Below are 520 nucleotides of genomic sequence, written 5' to 3' on the forward strand. Positions count from 1 at the left end.
CTGGTGCAAGCACGAGAACCTCTGACCGGTGGGCCAGTGGCGAAATGGATAACGCGTCTGACTACGGATCAGAAGATTCTAGGTTCGACTCCTGGCTGGCTCGATTTCTTATTTTAGTACCTTGACAGACCGACGATAGTCTGTTTTTCCTCAAGATAACGGTTACCATGCAATACCAAGTATGCTTTATAATGCTTGATGTGTGTATTTTCACCTGAAAGGGACTTTAACGACCAGTTTACTGTATCTGTTCAGCGATCACAGGATCCCTTTGGGCAATTCTCGTCTTGCTAAATTAATCTCACATTGATAAAGTCAGACATCAAAAGGCATAGGTCGCTACACAACCCTGGCCTCACACCGGCCACACACATGAAAAGTGACCCAGAAGCCCATGCCTCATTCTCAGCAGTTCCCATATGGTCTAGCGGTCAGGATTCCTGGTTTTCACCCAGGTGGCCCGGGTTCGACTCCCGGTATGGGAAAGCAGGCTCCTCTTTGCTTCCCTCCTCTAATGGAG

Annotated in this window: 2 tRNA genes; both read left to right on the forward strand. The window is 48.5% G+C overall.

The features are described from left to right. Nucleotides 1-30: 30 nt before the first annotated feature. A tRNA-Arg gene (locus ACXIZN_RS43310) sits at nucleotides 31-103 on the forward strand. 310 nt (nucleotides 104-413) lie between these two features. Further along, nucleotides 414-485 (forward strand) — tRNA-Glu (locus ACXIZN_RS43315). The last annotated feature ends 35 nt before the right edge of the window (nucleotides 486-520 follow it).

The sequence above is a fragment of the Amycolatopsis sp. TRM77291 genome, from assembly GCF_054166285.1.